We start from the raw sequence: 24,901 nt of genomic DNA, 5'->3' as shown, positions 1-24,901 counted from the left end.
GCTTCGGTTAGGCGTTGACCAAGCCTTTTTCATTTGTGATATCCGAATATTTTTATCATCCTTGCTGCTAAAACTTATCAGTGATAACAACACATTCTTCCCAAAAGCTATACAAAAAAATCATATTTAAAAACTAATTTCTAGCCTAACCGCACCTCATATTTATAGTCGGATATTTTAATATAAAGAGGAGTATCACAACAAACTATTCTATTTAATGGAACAATTACCCCTTTAACTTCTAATTTTTAATTTTCAATTTTCATTATCTATACCCAAAAATAATAAAACATTTTTCAATATCATCATATTCATAAGGAATACTAAATTTATTAAGCATACACTCTATTTCTGTTTTTTTATCAGTAACACATATCTTTGGCTCAATTAAACGTCCTTGACCAAGAACTTTCTCAAATTTACTTCTAATTTTAAACCATTCAACAATTCTCATATTCATATGAAAAAAATGTTCATCAGCATCAATCGTCCAATACATGCTAGGCTCTTCTTCATCAAAAAACGTCTTATATTGTATCGGGATGTCTCTCATGTTCTCCATGATGGAATCTATCAGTTCTTTCCATTTTGTATTGTTCATAAAAGAGGTTAGATTTCTTTCTTCAAGAACCTGTTTAATTTTTTCTTTTTCAGTTTTTTTGTTGTTATATTTCCCAATTTCAATTTCGTCTATAATGTGTTGCATAACAGATAACGCTCTATCATCTATTTCTTTATAAACATAAGATGGCGATATACATTGTTTATCTCTTTGTACATAATACCACCCGTAATGCACCCAACCAGTAACTATAAAATGGAAATCTCCCTTCCAACTTATATCGAAATAAATTCTATCTTCATCATTAGAACTACTTATTTTGATAACTCCACTTCTCGGATTTAGTTTTTCACATAAAATATTATGTATTGATTGCATCTATCACTATTTCTCCTTACAACTTCAAATCTACCAGTCTGTTTCTAATACAAACATTTTATTCTTCAAACTTTTCCTCAACATTAAAAATCACTTCACAATCGCAACCAGCACCATTTTCTCGCAAAAATTCTATAATCTTTTCAATATCCACATTTTTATCTTTCAAAAACTCATTTGTTAAAGAAAAATCGTGATTACACTCTACCGTTTCTGATTTATCATTTAGATAATCAAATAATTCATAAAATAATTTCTTTTCCATCGGTAAGTTCTCTTCAAATTCTTCCATTTGTTTGACTTGATATTCTTGTAAAAATTTTCTCTTCTCAAATTTGTTCATGAGCTTTTCTCCTTTATTAAATTGTTTTTCCAAATAGTTTATTTTTTTACGTTATACACCATATCTCCGCTATTCCAAACATACATAATTGCCGTCACTGGTCGTTTTCCCTCTTCCCGAAGCCATCCTGTATATGTAGTTGTGTTGCCATAATAGCCTTCAATAATGATTTCAAATTCTGAGTCTGTATATTCATCCATAAATTGTTGTAAACCAATAGACTTTCCATTGAAATGTCCTTCACCCAAGGTTTTGTTAAATATCAATACATCGCACAGGTCGATATCACATTTTTCAAAACATATTTCACCTAGGTATGATTTTCTTTCACCTTCCACAAATTCATATATTTTATTAACTTGTAACGTCAAAGTTTCGTTGTGATATTTGATTTCTTTCACTCTGCTATCATGAAGGCTGAAAAGGATGTTGTTACTTCTATCGTGTATAAACTTCATACTCTTCCTCATAAATTCACCTTAAAATCTATTTATTTAGCTACTTTTTTTACATAGAAGGTCGCTCTTCCTTTACCATGTCTTTCAATGTACTCTTCCTCAGTCAATTGCTTAAGCATATTTTCGATTGTAGCCCTTCCTACACTTGGAACCAATTCCATCATATCGCTTTTAGTAAATTTACCTAATTTCCTATCAATTGCATTTCTAACAAGTTCAATAGTAGGCACTTTTTCGTCTACATAATCAACCCTTTCTTCAAAATCAATATAAGCAGCTAATATCGTTCTAAGAATATATTTTATAAACGGTAAAGGATCTTCTTTGTTTTCATGCCAACCTATCCCACTTTTTTCTAAAGCTATATAATAACTGTCTTTATTTTTTTCTATTTTACTTTCTAAACTGATATATTTCCCAATTACATATCCTTGTCTGTATAGCAAAAGAGTTGTTAATAAACGACTCATTCTTCCATTTCCATCATTGAAAGGATGAATACAAAGAAAATCATGAATAAAAATTGGAATTAAAAGCAACGAATCCACGTTTTTTTTCTCAAAAGCTACGTTTAATTCGTCACAAATTTGCTCAATTGCTCCTGGTGTTTCATATGGAGATAATGGCTCAAATCTTTCGACAGCATTACCCTCTTTATCTTTTTCCACAATAGAATTCTGCGTATTTTTATATCGACCACCAATTCCTTTTTCGCTATACTTAAATAGTTCTCTATGAAGTTGCAAAATATAGTTACTGCTGATTGGAATATATTCATAACTTTCATGAATCGTATTGAGTACATCTCTATATCCAAGAATTTCTTCTTCATCTCTATTTCTTGGAGTTGTTTTTTGATTCATTAACTCTTTTATTCTGACTGTTGTAGTAACAATTCCCTCTATTTTATTAGAATCTTCTACACTCTGAATTTTAGCAATTTCTACTAATTTATCTAAAACAGCAGGTTTACGTGTCAAAAAAAGTTCTTGTTTTCCTTTATGCTCATGAATTTGTGAAAGAAGATTTATAATTTCACTATCCCACTTACTTCTTGCTAGATTTTCATAACTAAAAAGTCGCATTCGCCTACCTCCTTTTCTTTTCGCCTAATTATATCATATTTTTAGGCGATTTCTAACAGACTAGGCGATTATTAACACTTGACTGATTTGTAAAATAAAGTGAGACAACATAACATCGTTGTTACTTTACAACATGGCATCCCCAGCCAGTATATTCCCCGTCAAATTCATCTGCCAAGTCCATAAGATACCAGACAATTTCATCGATATTTTCAAAAGTATCTTCCCTACCAATGACAAGCACATATGGATATTCCTTATCTATATCCTCATTATCGTTCTGATTTTCTGATGAAAGTTTTATAAAACAGTCTTCTATTACTTTGGCTAAAAAGGCTTCCCCATTTTCTTCTGTTTTAAAGAGTAGGCAATGTTCGAGTACTCTCGGCACCATACTATCACCATCACTTTTAATATTCTCAATAAGCCACCTATTCATAATACTTTGGTATTCATATCTGTCAGGATACAGTGCATCAAAATACAGTTCCCAGTCAGGATCATCTACTACTGCCAATGTATAGGCATAGTCAGGGAAGTTTTTTGACATCACCGCAGAAATTTCATCGTCGTACTCCAACTCATTCTTAGTATAGGCAAAAATACGTACCCGCTCATCGCATTTCACAACGCCTGCTAACATGTCTCCATGTTGTTCAACAATCTCTTCTACAGCGTCTTCTATACGATATACATATTCCCCTTCTTCTCTTGTAGGAAAACCGTTGTCATCAGCATTCTTATATAATATTTGTAAATGTAATCTTTTAGGGTAGTTTGCAGTATATTCAAAATCCCTAAGAGCTAAATTGACTCTAATCACAGCCGGCAAGTCATAAGCAAATGCATTGCATAAATAGATACACCAGTCTTCGTCAATTTCGGCAGTTTCTTGATCGATTACTTTCTCCGTAGCCACATTGACTCTGAATGCTCTTTTTTCAATTTCTTCTTTACACTCTTTTACTACTTCCAATGCATTCTCTTCCTCAGGATCTAACTCCGCCCAACGTAATGCATAAGGAATAGCTTTTTCTTCCTCATGAGTCAAATATTGATAGGCATATGCCATACGCATATTCCATTCAGCCTTATCTTTTCCCTCTTCTCTAACTGAATTCAAAATATCTATCGATTTTAATAAAAATTTATCGCCAATAAAACTAGGTGTTCCTTGATCATCATTGCCGACAATCGCGAAGTTTTGATAGGTACGAGCAAGCTGATACCATACTTTGTAATCCCGTTCTTCCATAGGAATGCTTTCCAATGCTGTCATACATTCTGTATATTTATCTTCATCTATAAGCTTTTCTATATACACAAAAAATTCTTTGCGATTTTCTGAATTCCATTTCATGTTAAGTTACCTCCACTTTTTATCGTTTATCGAACATTAAAAATACAACACCACAAATTACAAGTAACAGTCCACATATACCTATAAAAACTCTATATCCTTTCTCTCCCCACACTTCAAAAATAAATGCGTGTCTTACCTTATCTCCGACTGTAGCTTGATACACCCATTTCCAATCTCTTATCGCACCGATTAAAAATAGCAATCCACCTGCTATCAACACATACTGATAATGTGCTTTTAACCATTCAAATACTTCATCCATATCGTTTGTCTACTTTCTCTATCAGGCATTTCTCTAATGATTGCTCTTTTTCACATGCTAAAGATTCTTCACTCAAGCACCATTCTCTCAACTTTTTAGAAGATTACTTTTTCTTTTTTACCGCCGATTGTAAAAGCTCTCGTATTCTCCTTCAAATACAAACTTTTCAGGGTGAGATTTAATGTAGTTTAGTTCGTATTCTTCACCTTCATAATCGTAAACGAAATCATCGGCTTCATCTAACATCTTAAAAAATTCTTCCCCGTATTTTTCTTCCAACATTTCTAGCATATAGTATCTTTCTTCTCTATCAAAAGATATTGTCCCACCACAATAATCTACAACTTTTTGAAAATTACTTGCATATTCGTTCATTCCAAAATGTTTAAAACCATTTATTGCATCTTCCCAAACTATCCCTGTAGGATTATATAAAAACTGATGATGACCTCCATTACTTACTTCTGTAAAATACCAAGTAATGGCTAATAAATATCTTTGCTCTAAAGTGAAAGTCTGCGCCGATTGAATATACTCATCATATCCATCATAAATATTAATTGTTTCCCACATTGGCTCAACAACATCAAAATAAAAGTTTTCATCTAAACTTTTAATATTTTCTATGGTAAGCTTTCTGTATGTTAATTTCTTTTCTGTTTCACCCATTTCATTTGTCTCCTTTATATTTTCATTTTCTTAATTGATATATTCAAAATATTTCTCTGTTAAAATAGGAGGATTCATATTTTACCTCTCGTAATTAATAAACTTATGCAAGTTCTAACTCACAGATAACTCTTTTGGTATCCAGTTCGTCTATAGCAGTAATTTTTATATAATCAAATCCATTTCTCTTCACTTCCTCAAAAGAAATTTTTTCTCCGTTAATAGTTTCTGTAAAGTCATCTTCATCAAATTCAAAATCTTCTTTCTCTTCATCAAAATCAATGCTATAGGTAAAATCTATTTCAATTTTAGAGTTTGGAATTTCTAATTTAGAAAGTCGACGTTTTTTGATATCTTCTAAATTTATCTCATCACAGAAGATAGGGTTGTATCCATATTTAGCTTCATCATAGAGTAAAATTTCTTTTCCTGTATGTATACATTTTGCTACTATCATGCAAGGATCGCTAATCTCATTTTTTTCATCATACATACCACAAATCATATGTTCTTCAAAAAGTGAACCATAAAAATAAATTTCATACAGTTCGTTGGTATCTCCACTTTCTAATTTGTTGCAAATACTAATACTTGTAAATGTATCATCTATATTTATTATATTGTAATTTTCTTCTTTGATATAAGTTGGTACTCTCATTTTGTTTTCTCTCTTAATTTTAGAATCGGCATTTTCTACTATTTCAATACTATCCAATTATTACTTATTCATTTTCCTTATAGTAACTGGGATAAAGAGGGTGTTCAAATAAACCATCATCAATCATTTTCTCAATCTTCGCCGGTAAATCAACTTTATATACTTTTTTATAAATAGCTGTGCTTAAACATTCAAATCCGCCTCCCGAAGAAGTATCACCTAAAAAATTTTGAATTGATTCTATATCGGGATAATGATCAGGATTATGTAGATAACGCATATATTCCTCTAAAACTCATCTAATGTATAGAAAGTCTTTCAGGTTCATTGTTATTTTTTCCTTATCAGAAATAGTATCTAATCCATATTCAACGATATCTTTTATATTTGTATATTTTATCATCTTTAAATTCAATACCTCTTTTTCCCAAAATAATTATCATATAAAATTATTGTTTTAAATCGTTTATTTTTTTACGTTATACACCATATCTCCGATGTTCCAAACATACATAATTGCTGTCACTGGTCGTTTCCCATCTTCCTGCAGCCATCCTGTATATGTAGTTGTGTTGCCATAATAGACTTCAATAATGATTTCAAATTCTGAGTCTGTATATTCATCTATAAATTGTTGTAAACCAATAGACTTTCCATTGAAGCGTCCTTCACCTAAGGTTTTGTTAAATATCAATATATCGCATAGGTCGATATCACCTTTTTCAAAACATATTTCACCTGGATATGATCTTTCTTCACCTTCCACAAATTTATATATTTTATTAGACTTCCTACAAAACTAAAATCCTAGTTCACGGTTGATAATAGCAGCAACCAAATTCATTCGTAATCCGAAGCGTTTACGTAGATTTCGATAGGTTGTTGAAAACATTTTAAACGTTTTTACTTTGGCAAAAATATTCTCAACCTTGATTCTTTCTTTAGGTAGCACATGATTATAGGATTTATCTTCAAGAGTTAGTTGCTTAAGTTTGCTTGATTTCCTCGGAGTTTGCGCTTGTAAATACATCTTTATGATTCCTTGATAACCACTGTCTGCCAAGATTTTACCAGCTTGTCCGATATTTCTGCGACTTATTTTGAACAACTTCATATCGTGGCAATAGTTCACTGAAATATCCAAAGAAACAATTCTCCCTTGGCTTGTGACAATCGCCTGAGCCTTCATAGCATGACATTTCTTTTTATCAGAATAATTCGCTAGTTGATTTTTACCTCTGTTGCATCCAAAATCACCGTATCCTCAGCACTAAGATGAGTTTTTGAAATCGTAAAGTCACTTCGAATAAGAGTTGCTTCAACCCATTGACTCCGACGGATTAAGTTGCTTTCGTAAATGCCAAAATCAGCCGCAATTTGTTCATAAGTGCGGTATCCTCGCATGTATTGAAGAGTAGCCACGAGGAGGTCTTCTAGGATTAACTTAGGGCTTCGTCCACCTTTTGCGTGTTTAAGTTGATAAGCTGTTTTTAACACAGCTAACATCTCTTCAAAAGTCGTGCGCTGAACACCAACAATACGCTTAAACCGAACATCAGTTAATTGTTTACTTGCTTCATAATTCTATTGTATCATATTTTTGTTTCGCAGGAAGTCTAGTGGATGAACGCCTTTTTAGAAGAGCTTTCACAAGTTTATCCAGATGATTATCTTTTACTTGTCATGGACAATGCTATATGGCATAAATCAAGTACCTTAAAGATTCCGACTAATATTGGCTTTACCTTTATTCCTCCATACACACCTGAGATGAACCCCATTGAATAAGTGTGGAAAGAAATTCGTAAACGTGGATTTAAGAATAAAGCCTTTCGAACTTTGGAAGATGCCATACAAGAACTGGAGAAGGAAATGATAAAGTCCATCGTTAATCGGCGATGGACTAGAATACTTTTTGAAAACAGATGAGTATAAGTTAGAACAAGGAAAACATTACAATGTAACCATCATTTACCTTGCAAAAAAACTTATCAGAATGCTGTTTTATCTTCTCAAAAACGAGCTACCCTTTGACGAACAAAAAGTGATGTAACTTCTGAATTTGACACAGGATTACCTTTGAAAAAATGGATTTTTTCAAGGGATTTTTGACGTGCTCTAAAATCAGCAAATTTGAAACAAGAAATATTTTAGATAAAACTATTGACTTTTCTTATAGTTTGTCTTTTTTAATCTTATATCTAAAATTTAATACTCATTTCTGCCATTTTAGATATAGCTATAGAAAATACACTTTCCTCAGAAAATTTTTCTCTTATTTTCTATCCAATGTCCGAAGGGCTGCCTGATAAGTTTGCTCCATCAGCATGGTAATGGTCATAGGACCGACACCTCCAGGTACTGGCGTAATATGGCTAGCAAGTGGGACAACTGCCTCATAATCCACATCCCCACAGAGCTTGCCATTTTCATCACGATTCATCCCAACGTCAATGACTACCGCACCTGGTTTGACAAAGTCAGCAGTCACAAACTTGGCACGACCGATTGCTACCACCAGAATATCCGCTTTAGCAGCAACCTTAGCGAGATTATGGGTGCGTGAGTGAGTCAAGGTCACTGTTGCATTCTTGGCCAAAAGAAGCTGGGCCATGGGTTTTCCAACAATGTTTGAACGACCGATGACGACCGCATTTTTACCTTCTAGTTCAATCCCATATTCATGAAACATTTCCATAATTCCTGCAGGTGTTGATGGAATCATAACTGGATGTCCAGACCAAAGGCGTCCCATATTTAGAGGATGGAAACCATCCACATCCTTTTCTGGGTCAATAGCCAATAAAACCGCCTCTTCATCAATGTGTTTTGGTAAGGGAAACTGGACCAAAATCCCATGCCAAGCTGGATCTTGATTGTATTTAGCAATCAAGTCTAACAATTCCTCTTGAGTAATGGTATATGGAACTCGCACAACTTCACTACGGAATCCAGCCGCAAGAGCTGACCTTTCCTTGTTGCGAACGTAGACTTGGCTGGCTGGATTGTCCCCAACCAAAATCACTACCAAACCAGGCACTAGATCTGTTTCTTCCTTTAATTTTGCAGTCTTTTCAGCCAGCTGTCCCTGCAATTTGGCCGCTAGAGCCTTCCCATCAATAATCTGTGTCATATCACTTCTCTTTTCTTACAAATATCTTTAATTATACCAAAAAATACAATGTAGTTCTAACACTTCTTGACTAGGTCATCCTATAGCTTCAAACTATAAGAAAAAGCTCTGGTTGAGCTTTTCACTAATCTATATTTTATATATAAAATTGGCTACAAATAGCTAAACAAAGCTAACTTATAAAACCTTACTCAAAAAGTCTTTAGTCCGTTGTTCTTGGGTTTGTTCAAAAATCTGCTCAGGTGTCCCATCTTCAACAACCACGCCGTCTGCCATAAAGATGACACGGTCTGCCACCTCACGAGCGAATCCCATCTCATGTGTTACGATAACCATGGTCATTCCTGACTTGGCAAGATCTTGCATAACAGCCAACACCTCACCTACCATTTCAGGGTCCAGGGCTGAAGTTGGCTCGTCAAAGAGCAAAACATCAGGTTCCATAGCTAAACCACGCGCAATGGCAATCCGTTGTTGCTGGCCACCTGACAAACTCTGTGGATAAGCATCTGCCTTATCTGGCAAACCAACTTTTTCCAAAAGCTCTTGGGCTCTCTTCTCAGCAACTGCCTTGCTCTCACCTTTGGTCTTGATAGGAGACAAGGTGATATTTTCCATCACAGTCATATTAGGAAAGAGATTAAATTGTTGGAAAACCATGCCCATCTTCTTACGCATGGCAAAGAGGTCATTCTTCTTGTCCGTAATATCGACCCCCTCAAAGATAACCTTCCCCTTGGTTGCTTCTTCCAACAAATTCATAGAGCGAAGCAAGGTAGATTTCCCGCTCCCTGAAGGACCGATGATAACGACAACTTCTCCTCTTTTAATCTCGAGGTTGATGCCCTTCAATACTTCATTCTTTCCAAATGATTTATGTAAATTTTCAATTTTTATCAAGGTTTCTGTCATTATTTCTTATCTCCTTGTCCCATACGTTTTTCAAAAGCTTTCAAGGCTACTGTCAAAATAGAGGTCATAATCAAGTAATAAAAGGCTGCAAATAAAAGTGGTGTTAAAGGTAGATAGGTTGTTGTAGAAACTGTTGTAGCTCCATTCCACAACTCCATGACACCAATAGCTGATAAGAGAGAACTATCTTTGATAATAGTGATAAATTCGTTTCCCAATGCTGGCAAAATATTTTTGATAGCTTGTGGCAAAATCACATACCGCATGGCATTTTTAGGACGAATCCCTAGCGAATAAGCCGCCTCTAACTGCCCCTTAGGCACCGCATTAATCCCAGCACGAACAGTCTCAGAAACATAAGCACCACTGTTCATAGAGATAATCAAAATCCCTGGAATCAGACGAGAAAGGTCAACACCTAAAATTCCAACCTGAATAGTCGGAGCATTGATGTGCATAAGGGCAAAGGCAATCATAATCTGAACCATCATCGGTGTCCCACGGAAAATCCAAACGTACAAGTTGGCGAGCCAAACAAGCGGTTTAAACTTTGAACGTTGCCCAAAAGCCAAGACAACACCTAAAATGGTTCCCAAAAAGACAACACAGATAGAAATGAGAACCGTCACGACAGCCCCATAGTTAAAATAAGGTAAATACTTAGGTAAAAAAGAAAAATTCATAGTTACACTGCTTTCTAAAATAGAATACTGTATGATTATAACATGTATTGAATTAAAATTCAAATCTTTTATCTAATTTATTCAAAAAAACTTTAAGCTGGTAGAATTAGCGAGAAATCTTAGTTTTTTCTAGTCAAGTTGGCCTCCTTTATGGTAAAATAGTAACGATAAGAAATGAAGGAGAATCAAAATGGAATCACATTTGGTTAGAATTATCAACCGCCTTGAAGCAATGGCAAAAGACGGCGGAAATTTAAAACGTAATTTTGAACGCGAAGGAGTCGTTGTTGCAGAAGTTGCATACAGCCACGACGAAGAAAACGGATCAATCTTTACCCTTCGTGATGTAGAAGCTCGCGAAACTTATACGTTTGACAGCATTGACTTGATTGCAATGGAGATTTACGAACTCCTTTACTAATCTAAAACTAGTCAGGATTACCCCTGCATGTCTAACCAAAATCCTTTTTGTCTCACAAATAGGATTTTTTTATAGTCCAAATTTACAAAAATTTTCATTGTAACAACTTCTCAAAGCTTCAATCTTTTTACTTGCTTTACACCCCAATCCTGTTATAATGAGAGTATAGAAATTTGACTATTTTTGACCTTTAAACAGGTCAGGCTAAAGAAAGAAATGAGGTAGATGTATGCTTTGTCAAAACTGTAAAATTAACGACTCAACAATTCATCTTTATACCAATCTCAATGGAAAGCAAAAACAAATTGACCTCTGTCAAAACTGCTATAAGATTATCAAGACAGATCCTAACAATAGCCTCTTTAAAGGTATGACTGATCTGAACAATCGTGACTTCGATCCCTTTGGTGATTTCTTCAATGACCTAAACAATTTTAGACCTTCCAGCAATACTCCTCCGACTCCCCCAACCCAATCAGGTGGAGGTTACGGTGGAAATGGCGGTTATGGTTCCCAAAATCGTGGACCTGCTCAAACTCCTCCACCAAGCCAAGAAAAAGGCCTGCTGGAAGAATTTGGTATCAACGTAACTGAAATTGCTCGTCGTGGAGATATTGACCCCGTTATTGGGCGCGACGATGAGATTATCCGTGTCATCGAAATTCTCAATCGCAGAACCAAGAATAATCCTGTTCTTATCGGTGAACCAGGTGTCGGAAAAACGGCCGTTGTCGAAGGTCTAGCTCAGAAAATCGTTGATGGCGATGTTCCACATAAACTCCAAGGTAAACAAGTCATCCGTCTGGATGTGGTTAGCTTGGTTCAAGGAACGGGTATCCGTGGACAATTTGAAGAACGCATGCAAAAACTCATGGAAGAAATTCGCAAACGTGAGGACATCATCCTCTTTATCGATGAAATCCATGAAATTGTCGGTGCTGGTTCTGCAGGCGATGGCAATATGGATGCAGGAAATATCCTCAAACCCGCCCTTGCTCGTGGGGAACTGCAACTAGTCGGTGCTACTACCCTCAATGAATACCGTATCATTGAAAAGGATGCTGCCCTAGAGCGTCGTATGCAGCCTGTCAAGGTCGATGAACCAACCGTGGAAGAAACAATCACTATCCTCAAAGGCATTCAAAAGAAATACGAAGACTACCACCACGTTCAGTATACCGATGCTGCAATTGAAGCAGCTGCAACTCTTTCCAATCGTTACATCCAAGATCGCTTCTTACCTGACAAGGCCATTGACCTCCTAGATGAAGCTGGTTCTAAGATGAACTTGACCTTGAATTTTGTCGATCCTAAAGTCATTGATCAGCGCTTGATTGAGGCTGAAAATCTTAAATCTCAAGCTACACGAGAAGAAGACTTTGAGAAGGCCGCCTACTTCCGCGACCAGATTGCCAAGTATAAGGAAATGCAAAAGAAAAAGGTCACAGACCAGGATACTCCTATCATCAGTGAGAAAACCATTGAGCACATTATCGAGCAGAAAACCAATATCCCTGTTGGCGATTTGAAAGAAAAAGAACAATCTCAACTCATCCATCTAGCTGAAGACCTCAAGTCTCATGTTATTGGACAGGACGATGCTGTCGATAAGATTGCAAAAGCTATTCGCCGTAATCGTGTCGGTCTCGGTACGCCTAACCGCCCAATCGGAAGCTTCCTCTTCGTCGGACCAACTGGTGTCGGTAAGACAGAACTTTCCAAACAACTGGCTATCGAACTCTTTGGTTCTGCTGACAGCATGATTCGCTTCGATATGAGTGAATACATGGAAAAACACAGTGTTGCGAAATTAGTTGGTGCCCCTCCAGGTTATGTTGGCTACGATGAGGCTGGTCAATTAACCGAAAAAGTCCGACGTAATCCCTATTCTCTTATTCTCTTGGATGAAGTAGAGAAAGCCCATCCAGATGTTATGCACATGTTCCTTCAGGTCTTGGACGATGGTCGTTTGACAGATGGGCAAGGACGAACCGTTAGCTTCAAGGATGCCATCATCATCATGACTTCAAATGCAGGGACAGGTAAGGCCGAAGCCAGCGTTGGATTTGGTGCTGCTAGAGAAGGACGTACCAACTCTGTTCTCGGTGAACTCGGTAACTTCTTTAGCCCAGAGTTTATGAACCGTTTTGATGGTATTATCGAATTTAAGGCTCTCAGCAAGGATAACCTCCTTCAGATTGTCGAGCTTATGCTAGCAGATGTTAACAAGCGCCTTTCTAGCAATAACATTCATTTAGATGTAACTGACAAGGTCAAGGAAAAGTTGGTTGACCTAGGTTATGATCCAAAAATGGGAGCACGCCCACTTCGCCGTACTATTCAAGACTATATAGAGGACGCAATCACTGATTACTACCTTGAAAATCCAAGCGAAAAAGATCTCAAAGCAGTTATGACCAGCAAGGGCAAGATTCAAATCAAGTCTGCCAAAAAAGCTGAAGTGAAGACTTCTGAAAAAGAAAAATAAATCCTATAGAAAAGGAGTAGAAAATGAAAATTTTCTGCTCTTTTTTACTAAAATAACTATAAGTTCTTGACAGCTCGGCCTTTGTCCATTAAGATAATAATAAAGATAATAGATAATGAGGAAAATGCAATGGCAAACCCAACTTTTGGAGAAAAGAAAGCAAATACAGACTATGTTACTCGTTATGGAGTTTATGCAGTTATCCCTGACGCTGAACAAAAACAAATTGTTCTTGTTCAAGCTCCCAATGGTGCTTGGTTCCTACCAGGTGGTGAAATTGAAGCAGGGGAAAATCATCAAGAAGCCCTAAAGCGTGAATTGATTGAAGAACTTGGTTTCACAGCTGAAATTGGTACCTATTACGGACAAGCTGACGAATATTTCTACTCTCGTCACCGTGACACCTACTACTACAATCCTGCCTACCTCTATGAAGCGACTTCTTTCAAAGAAGTGCAAAAACCGCTAGAAGACTTTAATCATATTGCCTGGTTCCCTATTGACGAGGCTATTGAAAATCTCAAACGTGGTAGCCATAAATGGGCAATCCAATCTTGGAAAAAACAGCATAAGGTTGACTAAATCAAGCTACTTTATTCAAAAAGTGCTATAATAGAATTAGAAAATCGGAGGAAATGTTATGAAGCTTATCAATACGACAAACTCACACTCGCAACTTGTAAAAAGCCAGCTAGAGAGTACAGATGCAACCCTTGTTGAGGTCTATTCTGCAGGAAATACAGATGTTATTTTTACCCAAGCTCCGCTTCACTATGAAATCCTCATCTCAAACAAACACCGTGCTATTCGCGAAACTGAAATCGAAGCTATTCAAGATTTTTTCTTGAAACGTAAAATTGATAAGGACTCTATTGATGAGGCCAATATCAAAACACTCTACTCAGAAAAATTAATTGGGATTTCGATTCCAACCAAATAAAATTTTGGAGAGATTAGAAAGCTATTGAACCTAATAAGCCAAACATAGGTTCTGACTTGCTTTTTAAATCGTCTCCAATTTTTTATCTTGAAATCCTATCATACAAGTTTTTTATAGGTAATTAATAAATAAAAAAGATTTGCTTCTCACAGAATCAAATCTTTTTTACTATCTTAGAAACGAATTGTCTCACGTGTCTTTTCATATGAAGTAACGAAACGATTGGTTACACCAGGCTCTGCGACTTCCAAAGCTTGCGAAATCTTATCAAATGAAGCATGGTAATCAAATTCTTTTTCAAAGATTTCTAATGATTCATTAAAGGCTTCTTGAATTCGTTCATCAAATGAGCGGTAACGGTTCGAATACTGTAGTAATTGTTCAGTCAAGGTTGCATATTTAACAATATCATAAGTTTCATCTTCAAGTGCTTCCATATCATTTGTTGTAATCTCAAGCATACGATTTACAACTTCGATATTGACCTGAGTTTCTTCTAGTTCAGCCATTAACTCTTCTGTATGGTTACTTGCTGTAAAGAACAACTGCAAGAAATTCTGAGGAATACCTGGAAGATTGCGTTTTTCCATATATCTCTTAATCGTATGAAGACGATTAACATAAACATTTGCCTTTTGACGAGCATTGATATCATCTTTTTCAATCTGAGCAAGACGTTGACTAAGTTCAACTTGCTCATCCTCAATTTCTTTCAAAGTTGCTTGTAAGTTTTCCAAACGTTCTTCAAGTAATGAATATGGCTCAGAATATTCCTCTTGTTCAGAAGTTAATGCTAATACAGATTCTTCCAAAGAGTCTAATTCAGATTGCAATCTATGAACATGACTAACATCTATTTCAGAAAGTAGATAATTCTGGCTTAATCGTTGAATATCATCCACTAAAACAGTATTACTATCTTTCATATGTTGAAGATAAGTAGGAAGTGTTGCTACTAAACCTTCTACTACTTTCTGTGCAGCAATTTCTCGTGTAAAAATATCATAAAGTGCATTAACCTCTTCTTGGATTTGAGTATTTTCGTACTCTGCATTATCCAATTCTAATTGCGCAATATTCTCATGATTTTTCTTGAGAGCTTCATAAAGCAGTTGGAAACGCGCTTCAATATCCGTTTCAGCAAAATGATAATTAGCATCTAAAAGCTTACGATAACCATCTTCTAAATCTTCTAGCTGATCAGGTAGCTCTTTAGATAATGTTGTTACGACTGCTGGTATACGATCAACAATATGGGTCAAAGCCAAAATATGATTTTCAGCATTATCCAAAATCACAGCAGCTTCTACTGGGTCACCAGACGAATTTAAAGTTACAAACTGAGAAAACTCTGATTGGATATTTTCCAATTGTTTTTCAATTTCAGATAAACCTTGTCCATATTCTTCAGAATGATCAGCAACTCGGTGTTGCAACTCTTCAAACAAGTCCAAGGTATGAAGAACACGTCCACTATTTTTAGACTCTTGTTTCTCCAAATCCGCCAAGGCATTGCGAATTGCCGCAATATCTTCTTCAATCAAGGTAATTTGGCTCTCGATTTGATCAATTTGATGACTGGCCTTGAAAAAACGGAATGAGTTATTGTATCCTTCTGCCTCGAAAAGATTATTTTCGATATCGGCAAAAGAGTTAAGAGATAGGTCAACCCATTTTTGATTCCATTCACGGAAAGTCACCTGACTTTGTCCAATCAAGTGCATATTTTTTACAGCTTCAACTTCATCATTAACCGGAAGATTGTACAGTTCTTCTTTTTTCTCTTCTAAAATTGCTAGTTTACTTTCATTGCGTTTCCTTACATAGATTGCGATAGCATAAGCAATGACCAATAAAACTGCAACTGCAATTATCAAATAAATTACTAGGCTAGCAGACATATTAAACTCCTTTTTTACTTGAAACAATCGTAATGATTATATCATATTTTTTAGACCAAGGGAACTACTTCTCCCGATTTTTTAGACATCAAGTGTACTATAGACAGCATTTTCTTCGATAAATTCACGACGAGGCTCTACTCGATCCCCCATCAACATATCAAAGATTTTATCTGCTTCTGCAGCATCATCCACAGAAACTCTGGCCATCAAGCGATGTTCCGGATCCATGGTTGTTTCCCACAATTGGTGGTCATCCATTTCACCCAGACCTTTATAGCGCTGAATGGTTGGTTTGGTACGACCTTCACTATAACGGGCTAAAGCTTCTTGGAGTTTAATTTCTTGATCTGCTCCTGGCTGAATATATTCTTTAATCTCGCTTCCAACCTTGACACCATAGATTGGTGGTTGGGCGATATAAACATAACCAGCTTCTAGGATTGGTTTCATATAACGATAAATCAAGGTTAAAAGAAGGGTACGAATGTGGGCTCCATCGACATCGGCATCTGTCATCAAAACGAGTTTTTGGTAACGGGCTTTCGAAACATCAAATTCTGCACCAAATCCTGTTCCCATAGCTGTGAAAAGACTACGAATTTCTTCGTTAGCAAGAATCTTATCCATGCTAGCTTTTTCAACGTTCAAAATCTTACCGCGAATCGGAAGGATAGCCTGAAACTCACGGTTACGACCAGATTTGGCTGATCCACCCGCTGAGTCTCCTTCGACGATGAAGAGTTCTGTTTCCGCAGGATTGTTAGAAGAACAGTCTGCTAGTTTCCCTGGAAGATTGGAAATTTCCAAACCAGATTTTTTACGAGTGACTTCACGCGCACGCTTGGCAGCCACACGAGCCTTAGCAGCTAAAATCCCTTTCTCCACGATACGCTTGGCAATCTGTGGATTTTCCATGAGGAAATCAGAGAAGGCATCACTGAAGAGGCGATTGGTAATCTTGACCACTTCGCTATTTCCCAGTTTTGTCTTAGTTTGTCCTTCAAACTGTGGATTTGGGTGTTTAACTGAGATAACTGCAGTTAATCCTTCGCGGACATCTTCCCCTGTTAAGTTGTCTTCATTGTCTTTCAGTAACTTATTCTTACGAGCATAATCATTGATAACACGTGTCAAGGCTGTACGGAAACCTTGTTCATGCGTTCCACCTTCATGGGTATGAATATTGTTAGCGAAACTCATGACGTTTTCATGGTAACCCGTTGTGTACTGCATGGCTACTTCAACTGTGATATCATCCATCTCACCGTCAGTATAGATCGGTGTATCAAAGATAACATCCTTATTCTCATTGATATATTCAACGTAACTAGCAATTCCACCCTCATAATGGTAATGATTGGTTTGTTCCAAACCTTCACGCTTATCTGTAATGGAGATTTGAAGACCTCGATTTAGAAAGGCCAACTCTTGAATCCGTTTATTTAATTTATCGAAATCAAATGTTGTTGTTTCAGTGAAGATTTCTGGGTCCGGTGTGAAGTGAACAGTTGTTCCTGTTTTATCCGTATCTCCAACCACCTCAAGGTCTGCAACAACATGACCACGACGGTATTCTTGGTAATGAATCTTACCATTTTTGTGGACATGAACGTCTAATTGGGTGGAAAGGGCGTTAACAACTGAGGACCCCACTCCGTGAAGACCACCTGAGACCTTATATCCGCCACCGCCAAACTTTCCTCCAGCATGCAGAACAGTAAAGACAGTCTCAACGGCAGGTCGACCTGTTTTTTCCTGAATATCGACTGGGATACCACGCCCATCATCGACAACAGTAATCGAATCATCTGGCTCAATAAAGACTTGAATATGGCTAGCAAATCCTGCCAAGGCCTCATCAATTGAGTTATCAACAATTTCCCAGACTAGATGGTGAAGACCTTCTTTTGAGGTTGATCCGATATACATTCCTGGACGCATACGAACAGCTTCTAGGCCTTCTAAAACTTGAATTTGACTGGCATCATAATCCTGTGCCTGCAGATTTTTGATTTCTTCTGTCATCTTATTCCTTTTTCTTACATGTCTAATACTTGTCTTAAATTCACGATACTGGTAAACAAGTGGGTAGCTAGTCCTGCAGATTGCCCTGCTTCAATATCAATCGGTCGATCACCAATGACAAGACCAGAGCTAATCTGATACTTTTCTCTTAAATAAATCATGGACTCAGGATTTGGTTTTCTCTTAAAGCCTGAGTTAGAAGTCACCACTTCTGTAAAATAAGCTGCTATAGAGGTTTTTTCTAAAATTTCTAAGACTTGATTATTTCGGTGAGAGACCAGAAAATGACGGCCACCTTGATTTGAAATATCTTCCAATAAGTCAGAAACTCCTTCAAATAGAATCGGGTGTTCAAGCTCTCTGGCTTCATTTTCCTTGTACTTTTCTAAAAAATGATCTAAGTTGGGAGCGAATGTCTCAATCGCAAAATCAGTAGAAACCTTTAAAGCTTGATAGACGCTGTCATGGTCCTGTGTGATACCATACAGCGCTAAAGTTTCAACAAATGCAGCTGTTGAAGTTTCATAATTATCCAGTAAAGTTCCACCTAAATCCCAGATGTAATCGTGATATTTCATAGCTTTCATTATACCATTTTTTCCTTAAAAAAGCGATGATTTCCCTGAGTTTTCCACGTAAAAAAACGAGAGCTTGACTCTCGTTTTACTGATTTTTACCAAAGACATCTTGATAGAGCATTCCAGTTCGTAAACTCTCTGCGTCTCCTCCTAATTGCTCCACCAACTCGTAGGCAAAGGCAAGGGCTGTTGAGGGACCTCGACTGGTTATCAATTGACCATCTACAACTACTGTTTCCTTGACGTATTGACCATCAAGGATTTGCTCTTGAACGCCGTCATAACAAGTGTATTCCTTGTTTTTCAATAGCCCTGCTTGATTGAGGGCAATTGGCGCCGCACAAATGGCTGCCAATTTCTTTCCTTCTTGTTCGAAACTTTGCAATTCTTTAATCAAAGCCTGATTGTCCCGCAAATGTGCAGATCCAGGCATCCCTCCAGGAAGAACAATCATGTCATAGTCTGATAAATCACCCTCAAAGACACGGTCTGCTCTTACTTGGATTGCATGCGAACCTGTTACTTGCTCCTCAAATCCTACCATATCACAAGTGATATTTGCACGACGCAAGACATCTACAACTGTCAAAGCTTCAATTTCTTCAAAGCCCTGAGCTAACATAACGGCTACTTTAACCATGATTTTCTCCTTATTTAATCCGTTTTAATACAACCTTTTTCCGTTTGAATGGGACTTTTCCGCTCTTTTCTTCAGCTAGATTAGTCTGGTAACTCATCGATAAAAGCAAGCCAACACCAATCAGATTACTGATAATAGCTGAACCCCCTTGAGAAATGAACGGCAAGGGAATCCCAGTCAAAGGAAGCAAGCCTGTCACAGCACCGATATTCTCAAAAATATGGAAGAGCAACATCATAATCAAACCTGTGGAAATATAAGTGTAGAACTGGTTATTTGATTTAAGAGTAATCTTCAACATACGATAAATCAGCATGAGATAAAGGGCGATAACAAGAACAGAGCCAATAAATCCAAAATCTTCTGCAATGACCGTGAAAATCATATCCGACTCTCGAACTGGAATAAGCAGATTAGAAGCATTAAATCCTTGACCAAACAAACCACCACTCCCAATCGCAATCTGCCCTTGAGCCTGCTGGTAAGTGGTTGTTTGAGCAAAGTCAAAAGGATTGAGCCAAGCCAAAATTCGATTAATTTGGTAGGTCGGCATTCCCAGTTGATGGAGAAAAGCACGACCGTCCTTACTGATAAAGATGGCTAGAAAACCAGCAATTCCTGTTACAGCAGTCACAAATACTGGGATAATAATTTTCCAAGAAACCCCTGATAATAAAACGATTCCTGAGAAAATGGCCACAAAAACCAAAGCCGTCCCCAAGTCACTTTGAAGTGCTAAAAGAACTAGGACTGGAATAGTAAAGAGAATCATCCAAAAAATTAACAAAAAGTCCAGTGGAACTGTGCGTCTCCATTCCTTATGTTTTTTTGTAAATTGGACAATAACACGAGCCAACATAAGGATATAGGATATCTTCATAAATTCTGATGGTTGGAACAAGGTAATTCCATTTACTGAAATCCAATTTTTAGCACCCGTGGAGGCAACTAAGCTTGGATTATAAAAGACAATCGGCAAGACCATAAGTCCCAAGCCTAAAATATATAGAAAGGGGGTCACCTTCCAAAGAAATTCTGTATTAAAAAGCATGACGACAAAACCAATCACAAGCCCCAAGACAATCCATGCAACCTGCTGCCCTAAAATGGGCAGAATATTATGTGGATAATCATGACTAACGGCTATATAAATAGCCACCACGCCAATAACCAGTAGAAAAAATACTGGCAAGAGCAAACTATAATCGACTCTAGAGTCAAGAGAACGTTTCATATATACTAACCTTATACTTTCATACAATACTATTTATCAAAGTTCATTTAAAAATGTATCGACAGCCTCATCAATTTCGGATCGAGAGAGGGTTTTAACAGTCGCTTCTTTTGCTAGAGATACTACTATTTGTTTGCCATATCGCTTTCCGACAATTCTCTTATCCAAAATAAGAGTTAAGGAACGTTGGTGTTCGCGTCTCATACTTCTTCCCAAAGCCTGTTTTAAACGAATAATGGCCATTGGCAATTGATAATCATAAAAGGCATTTTTCCCTTCTTGATTCAGTTCCTGATTAATCTTTTTCGTCAAGGGCTCTTGAGGATTTTGGAAAGGAAGTCTTGGTACAACTTGAATCACAAAAGGATGGCTTGAAAAATCAACTCCTTCCCAAAAACTTGCTGCACCAAGCAAGATTTGTTGTTCTCCTTTTTCAAAGCGTTTCTTCAGTTGATGAACATCGCCATTTTTATACTGGGCTAAATGACTTACAGGGAGTAAATTTGATACTGCCAGAAGCATGTCTTTAGCAGTAAAGAGAACTAAAATCGGTTGCTGGAAAGCTTGAAGATCCATCAGCAAATTAGCTACCTCTTTGGCGTAGATTTCTAAGGAGGTTTCTGTTACCAAGGGGAAATCTTTGACCAAGACCACTTCTTGATCCTGTTTTTTACCAGCTTCAATCTTGACAAATTTAGCTTCAGGATACCCCAAAAGCTCTGCCAAAGAAACTCTCTGACTAATCTCAAGAGTGGCCGACACTCCCAAGACTTGACATGAATCAGGCACTAAGGAAGATAGAAGAATACGGCCTGATTTTGTAGAAGAAATCTGAATTTTCTTTTGACTCGTTTCAGTTGCTTCAAGCCAGTAATCACCTTCAGCCGTAAAATAGCGGACCAGCTCATCAAAGCCTTCTACTTCTAATTCTGAAAAATACTGATGGAGATTGGCCAGAGAATCTAAGATATTTTTCCTAGATTTTCCAGACTGAAATTGTTCTATCAGGTAGAGACACTCAAAGCGAATACTTTCTAGTATTCGTTGCTGGACCTTATTTTGCTCGTCCAGTAAAGCCTTATCAAGCAAAACGATAATAGACTGGATATCGTAGGTCTCTTGAAGCAGATTTTCTAAAGCTAACAAAATCTTTTGAACTTCATCAATAATCAATAAACGGTCACTGACAAATTCAGGATTATCTTCCAGTCTGGTTACAAGATAGGCATGATTGGTCACTAAAAGCTTGCAAGTTTGTGCCCTTTCTTGACTACGTTTCCAAAAATCTTCCGTCACAAATAAGCTCTGGGATGATAAATTCCCGTCATGACGAAGGTCTGTTAGAAAATGTTGGTAACGGTAGAGTTGACCAATCTCATCCAAATCTCCTGTCTCTGTCTCAGTCAACCAGACCAAGACTTGCATTTTAAAGCGTCTAAATAAGCGATTTTCATCATTTTCCTGCAAGGAACAATAAAAGGCATCCAGCTTCAGATAATTGTGTGGTCCCTTTAAACTATAAATATCCATATGGAACACTTCCTTGAGATGTTTACCTTCTTCTTCCATGATTTGATTTTGAAGAATCTTTGTCGGAACACTAAGAACAATTTGACGCTCTTTTACTTGAGATAAGGCAGGTAAGAGATAGCCATAGGTTTTTCCAATCCCTGTCGGCGCTTGAATTAATGAGACAGGCTCATCTTTCAATAGCAAGCCAACCTCTTTAGCAAAACTTTCTTGCTCCTCCCTCACTTCAAGGTTCAACAGAGAAATATTTTTAGCAAAATCTTGAGATAATTTTCGTGGCTCATTGGGAGCTGCAGTTTTCTTGAAATACAATCCTTGAACTTGGACCAAGTCTGGAGAAGTCAGAATAGATTGGTTGAGATAAATTTCTTCAATAACCAAGTAGGACTCATATAAGAGAGCGTCAGCCATTTCCAGCAAGCGTTCTAAAAGACCTTTAGGAAGTTGGGCCATCTTTTTCCGTAGAAATAAGAGTAATTCTGCTGTAGCTTGAGCATCTGAAAGGGCTGTATGGGCATGTTTAAGAGAAATTCCTAATTCTCGACACAATATCGGCAAACTATATTTTTCCAGTTCTGGGAAAAAGACCTGGGCTAATTCGACCGTATCCACACGAGGATTTCTTAGCTCATAGCCTTCAAAAAATAAATTTTCCGCCAAGAGATTGGCATCAAACTGAACATTATGGGCTACAAAAATCCCATCCTTCACCAAGTCAAAGATTTTTCTGGCAACTTGCGAAAAATCAGGTGCTTGCGCCAGACGTTGGTCTGTCAATCCTGTCAGTTCTTTGATATGAGCATCTAAGGGTTCATGTGGATTGACATCCGTCGTATAGTGATCGACGATTTTTCCATCCTCAATCACAACAATTCCCACTTGAATAATTTTAGCCTTACTACCTGTGCTAGTTGCCTCTAAATCCACCACAACATAGCGATTACCAATCGTTTTCATTATAAAAAATTATACCAAAAAAAGGGCTATTTGGCACCTGCAAACATGGGATAATTTTCAAACTCAAGAACACTACTTGTCTTAAAAATCCCAGCAAACAGAGCATCCTAACCTACTTATTTTTTGAAAATATTGGAGAATAAGAAAAATTGAGAGAAGAAATGTTTGCATCTTCCTTCTCTCAACGAATCATTTACTTTATTTAACCACATCAGGATCGTAATCATAAAATCCTGTATCAAGGAAACGGTTTTTAGGGTGAAGTTTGCGCACTTCTTCATCTAGCAAGAAAGCTTGGTCATGGCTAAAGTTACCCTCTTGAATCAAGCTGCGTGCTTGGACAAAGATTTTGGCAATTTCTACAAAATTCTGACCAGGAGTGTAGAGACCTTCTAGTTTCCAGTGAGTAAAACCATGCTCTACCAATTCTGTCAATTTGGTCATCAAATCAAGGTCATTGTTGGCAAAGATGTGGGTCCCATGATTGTCTTCAAAGATAGAGTAATGGCTCTCTGGGTCACTCGGCTCAGCCAAGAAGAGGTCACGCTTGCGCGTCTTTTCATCATCGATATGCGTGAAGTTATAGTAGTTTTGCAAGAGAGGACGCTTAGAATGGTGAATAACACTAGCTCCATAAACCAACACTTCAGCAGGAATTTCCAAAATCTCTGGCATTTTGAAGAGTTCAGCCGATGGAATTTCACGCGCCAAAACAGCCTCAGATGCGCCAGCCTTTTGTCCCCAGAAGTTTATCTGACGACTGCTAGTTACCATAGTCGAAGCATCGTAGATTGTTCTAAATGAATAACCATCGCGATTGACTACGTAAAAGACACCTGCATCCCCAATCGTGATGTAGTCTGTCTTGATTTCTTCTAAGAAATCAAGGAATGGCTTGATACGGTCCATCATATCTTGGTGCATGAGGGCATTGACCGCAACAATCAATTCCTTACCAGCATCATGAACCAGATTAGCGATTTCACGCAATTGGTCATGACTAAAGGTTGTTGGCAGACGAAGGCCAAAATCTTTCTCTCCAACATAGATACGGTCTACGCCAGATTCGAGCAGTTGTTTAACTTGTTCAATACTTTCAGCAGTTGCTGTAATGATAATCTTTTCCATAAGGAAAATTATACCATATTTCTCAAAAATCAGCCATTCTTTGAAAATGAAAAGGTACTTTATTCTTTTTGTAACCTTTCTGTAATAATTCTCTACTGAAAAAATGATAAAATAGGTATGTACTGTTAAGGAGAGAATAATGCCCGTAAGAAAATTACAATCCTATGAGGTAGACTATCAAGAAGAATTAAGCCAGCAGGTTCCTCGCTATCAAGATTATACACCTGAAGCACAATCTGATGCCAATCTCAAGGAAATCCTATTTTTTGTTAATATCGCTGTTTTTTGTATCTGTATTGCTATCTTTAGTTTTATCTTTTTAGCATTAAAATTATCAACTGCTCTTGCATTTGTCGCAGCAATCGGATCCAGCTTACTTGTTTTAAAAATTCAACGGTCTATTATCAAACGAAAACGTAGAAGATAAATCGGCTCTTTGTCAACTGTAGTGGGTTGATGAAAAGCTAAGATCTAGAAAGGACACATTTCGTCCTTTCTTTTTTGGCTCTTTGTCAACTGTAGTGGGTTGATGAAAAGCTAAGATCTAGAA

26 protein-coding genes and 1 pseudogene are annotated in these 24,901 nt (G+C 37.1%); 6 read left to right on the top strand and 21 right to left on the bottom strand.

Annotation, left to right across the window (positions count from 1 at the left end; genetic code table 11):
* Positions 1-265 precede the first annotated feature (265 nt).
* From RWM06_RS03080 to RWM06_RS03030, 11 genes are all read right to left on the bottom strand, one after another.
* On the bottom strand, positions 266-940 hold the full coding sequence (locus RWM06_RS03080) for a DUF6678 family protein (protein ID WP_313970079.1): 675 nt from the start codon (positions 938-940) through the stop codon (positions 266-268).
* Between the two features lie 58 nt (positions 941-998).
* The gene (locus tag RWM06_RS03075) at positions 999-1,283 is read right to left on the bottom strand and encodes a DUF2695 domain-containing protein (protein ID WP_313970078.1); all 285 of its coding nucleotides are present in this window, start codon (positions 1,281-1,283) and stop codon (positions 999-1,001) included.
* 38 nt (positions 1,284-1,321) lie between these two features.
* A complete protein-coding gene (locus RWM06_RS03070; protein ID WP_313970077.1) occupies positions 1,322-1,684 on the bottom strand; it encodes a hypothetical protein in 363 nt (120 codons plus the stop codon).
* Positions 1,685-1,773: 89 nt separating this feature from the next.
* Complete coding sequence (locus RWM06_RS03065; RefSeq protein WP_313970076.1) at positions 1,774-2,826, bottom strand: Fic family protein; 1,053 nt, start codon at positions 2,824-2,826, stop codon at positions 1,774-1,776.
* Positions 2,827-2,947: 121 nt separating this feature from the next.
* Entirely contained in the window at positions 2,948-4,186 is a 1,239-nt protein-coding gene (locus RWM06_RS03060; protein ID WP_313970075.1) for a DUF695 domain-containing protein, read from the bottom strand.
* Between the two features lie 19 nt (positions 4,187-4,205).
* Positions 4,206-4,451, bottom strand: coding sequence for an immunity 17 family protein (locus RWM06_RS03055; protein WP_313970074.1), 246 nt, complete (start codon positions 4,449-4,451; stop codon positions 4,206-4,208).
* Between the two features lie 117 nt (positions 4,452-4,568).
* Entirely contained in the window at positions 4,569-5,120 is a 552-nt protein-coding gene (locus tag RWM06_RS03050) for a DMP19 family protein (protein WP_313970073.1), read from the bottom strand.
* Positions 5,121-5,223: 103 nt separating this feature from the next.
* Positions 5,224-5,835, bottom strand: a complete 612-nt coding sequence (locus RWM06_RS03045; protein WP_313970072.1) for a hypothetical protein — start codon at positions 5,833-5,835, stop codon at positions 5,224-5,226.
* A gap of 7 nt (positions 5,836-5,842) precedes the next feature.
* Positions 5,843-6,058 (bottom strand): hypothetical protein, encoded by a 216-nt coding sequence (locus RWM06_RS03040; RefSeq protein WP_313970071.1) that lies wholly within the window; start codon positions 6,056-6,058, stop codon positions 5,843-5,845.
* A gap of 186 nt (positions 6,059-6,244) precedes the next feature.
* Positions 6,245-6,544, bottom strand: a complete 300-nt coding sequence (locus tag RWM06_RS03035) for a hypothetical protein (RefSeq protein ID WP_313970070.1) — start codon at positions 6,542-6,544, stop codon at positions 6,245-6,247.
* Positions 6,545-6,577: 33 nt separating this feature from the next.
* A protein-coding gene (locus RWM06_RS03030) for an IS5 family transposase (RefSeq protein ID WP_399553527.1) occupies positions 6,578-7,317 on the bottom strand; the annotation gives its coding sequence in 2 pieces (ribosomal slippage) (positions 6,578-7,002 and positions 7,002-7,317; 741 coding nt in all).
* Positions 7,318-7,398: 81 nt separating this feature from the next.
* Here RWM06_RS03030 and RWM06_RS03025 point away from each other — a divergent pair.
* A pseudogene (locus RWM06_RS03025) lies at positions 7,399-7,707 on the top strand (transposase); the annotation flags it as partial.
* Between the two features lie 346 nt (positions 7,708-8,053).
* Here RWM06_RS03025 and RWM06_RS03020 read toward each other — a convergent pair.
* The 3 genes from RWM06_RS03020 to RWM06_RS03010 all read right to left on the bottom strand — a co-directional run bounded on the left by RWM06_RS03020 (position 8,054) and on the right by RWM06_RS03010 (position 10,506).
* On the bottom strand, positions 8,054-8,911 hold the full coding sequence (locus RWM06_RS03020) for a bifunctional methylenetetrahydrofolate dehydrogenase/methenyltetrahydrofolate cyclohydrolase (RefSeq protein WP_313970069.1): 858 nt from the start codon (positions 8,909-8,911) through the stop codon (positions 8,054-8,056).
* 177 nt (positions 8,912-9,088) lie between these two features.
* Positions 9,089-9,823, bottom strand: a complete 735-nt coding sequence (locus RWM06_RS03015; protein WP_313970068.1) for an amino acid ABC transporter ATP-binding protein — start codon at positions 9,821-9,823, stop codon at positions 9,089-9,091.
* Positions 9,823-10,506: an amino acid ABC transporter permease gene (locus RWM06_RS03010; protein WP_001011642.1), complete on the bottom strand. Its 684-nt coding sequence runs from the start codon at positions 10,504-10,506 to the stop codon at positions 9,823-9,825. Before RWM06_RS03010 ends, RWM06_RS03015 begins: the two co-directional genes overlap by 1 nt.
* 190 nt (positions 10,507-10,696) lie before the next feature.
* Here RWM06_RS03010 and RWM06_RS03005 point away from each other — a divergent pair, with 190 nt between their 5' ends.
* The 4 genes from RWM06_RS03005 to RWM06_RS02990 all read left to right on the top strand — a co-directional run bounded on the left by RWM06_RS03005 (position 10,697) and on the right by RWM06_RS02990 (position 14,355).
* On the top strand, positions 10,697-10,927 hold the full coding sequence (locus RWM06_RS03005; protein ID WP_000443570.1) for a DUF1797 family protein: 231 nt from the start codon (positions 10,697-10,699) through the stop codon (positions 10,925-10,927).
* Between the two features lie 229 nt (positions 10,928-11,156).
* A complete protein-coding gene (locus tag RWM06_RS03000; RefSeq protein WP_313970067.1) occupies positions 11,157-13,415 on the top strand; it encodes an ATP-dependent Clp protease ATP-binding subunit in 2,259 nt (752 codons plus the stop codon).
* Between the two features lie 129 nt (positions 13,416-13,544).
* Positions 13,545-13,997, top strand: coding sequence for an NUDIX hydrolase (locus RWM06_RS02995; protein WP_313970066.1), 453 nt, complete (start codon positions 13,545-13,547; stop codon positions 13,995-13,997).
* A gap of 58 nt (positions 13,998-14,055) precedes the next feature.
* The gene (locus RWM06_RS02990; RefSeq protein WP_153193892.1) at positions 14,056-14,355 is read left to right on the top strand and encodes a DUF1827 family protein; all 300 of its coding nucleotides are present in this window, start codon (positions 14,056-14,058) and stop codon (positions 14,353-14,355) included.
* A gap of 173 nt (positions 14,356-14,528) precedes the next feature.
* Here RWM06_RS02990 and ezrA read toward each other — a convergent pair whose 3' ends face one another.
* From ezrA to RWM06_RS02955, 7 genes are all read right to left on the bottom strand, one after another.
* The gene (ezrA, locus tag RWM06_RS02985; RefSeq protein WP_313970065.1) at positions 14,529-16,256 is read right to left on the bottom strand and encodes a septation ring formation regulator EzrA; all 1,728 of its coding nucleotides are present in this window, start codon (positions 16,254-16,256) and stop codon (positions 14,529-14,531) included.
* Positions 16,257-16,337: 81 nt separating this feature from the next.
* The gene (gene gyrB / locus RWM06_RS02980) at positions 16,338-18,284 is read right to left on the bottom strand and encodes a DNA topoisomerase (ATP-hydrolyzing) subunit B (RefSeq protein ID WP_313970064.1); all 1,947 of its coding nucleotides are present in this window, start codon (positions 18,282-18,284) and stop codon (positions 16,338-16,340) included.
* A gap of 14 nt (positions 18,285-18,298) precedes the next feature.
* Positions 18,299-18,862, bottom strand: coding sequence for an HAD family hydrolase (locus tag RWM06_RS02975; protein ID WP_313970096.1), 564 nt, complete (start codon positions 18,860-18,862; stop codon positions 18,299-18,301).
* 85 nt (positions 18,863-18,947) lie between these two features.
* Entirely contained in the window at positions 18,948-19,502 is a 555-nt protein-coding gene (locus tag RWM06_RS02970) for a DJ-1 family glyoxalase III (protein WP_313970063.1), read from the bottom strand.
* 10 nt (positions 19,503-19,512) lie between these two features.
* The gene (locus RWM06_RS02965; RefSeq protein ID WP_313970062.1) at positions 19,513-20,736 is read right to left on the bottom strand and encodes an FtsW/RodA/SpoVE family cell cycle protein; all 1,224 of its coding nucleotides are present in this window, start codon (positions 20,734-20,736) and stop codon (positions 19,513-19,515) included.
* A 36-nt stretch (positions 20,737-20,772) separates the two neighbouring features.
* Positions 20,773-23,223, bottom strand: a complete 2,451-nt coding sequence (locus tag RWM06_RS02960; RefSeq protein ID WP_313970061.1) for a bifunctional DnaQ family exonuclease/ATP-dependent helicase — start codon at positions 23,221-23,223, stop codon at positions 20,773-20,775.
* Positions 23,224-23,421: 198 nt separating this feature from the next.
* Positions 23,422-24,351 (bottom strand): peptidase U32 family protein, encoded by a 930-nt coding sequence (locus RWM06_RS02955; protein ID WP_313970060.1) that lies wholly within the window; start codon positions 24,349-24,351, stop codon positions 23,422-23,424.
* 139 nt (positions 24,352-24,490) lie between these two features.
* Between RWM06_RS02955 and RWM06_RS02950 the strand changes: the two genes are divergently transcribed.
* Positions 24,491-24,778: a DUF3270 domain-containing protein gene (locus tag RWM06_RS02950; RefSeq protein ID WP_313970059.1), complete on the top strand. Its 288-nt coding sequence runs from the start codon at positions 24,491-24,493 to the stop codon at positions 24,776-24,778.
* The last annotated feature ends 123 nt before the right edge of the window (positions 24,779-24,901 follow it).

The sequence above is a fragment of the uncultured Streptococcus sp. genome (assembly GCF_963516575.1).
Lineage (GTDB): Bacteria > Bacillota > Bacilli > Lactobacillales > Streptococcaceae > Streptococcus.
The sequence above is the reverse complement of the archived record's forward strand: the minus strand, read 5'-3'. Positions and strand labels throughout refer to the sequence as shown.